Here is a 333-nt window from a genome sequence, read left to right on the forward strand (position 1 = left end):
CGCTGGGTAGCTATGTGCGGACGGGATAAGCGCTGAAAGCATCTAAGTGCGAAGCCCCCCTCAAGATGAGATTTCCCATTTCTTCAAGAAAGTAAGACACCTCAGAGACGATGAGGTAGATAGGCCGGGAGTGGAAGAAGCGTGAGCTTTGGAGCGGACCGGTACTAATCAGTCGAGGACTTGACCAAGAAGAGCGAAGCAATAGGTTTTGACTTGGAAGAGATATTCAGTTTTGAGCGTGCAAGCTCAAGAAAGAGTGCGGTGGCAATGGCAAGAAGGATACACCTGTTCCCATGCCGAACACAGCAGTTAAGCTTCTTAACGCCGAAAGTA

2 rRNA genes are annotated in these 333 nt (G+C 49.5%); both read left to right on the forward strand.

Going from position 1 to position 333, the window contains the following annotated elements:
• Positions 1-188, forward strand: a 23S ribosomal RNA gene (locus lacNas_RS13065); the annotation flags it as partial.
• Positions 189-257: 69 nt separating this feature from the next.
• Positions 258-333 (forward strand): 5S ribosomal RNA (gene rrf / locus lacNas_RS13070); the annotation flags it as partial.

This window comes from Lactobacillus nasalidis (genome assembly GCF_016587775.1).
In the GTDB taxonomy this organism is placed as follows: domain Bacteria; phylum Bacillota; class Bacilli; order Lactobacillales; family Lactobacillaceae; genus Lactobacillus; species Lactobacillus nasalidis.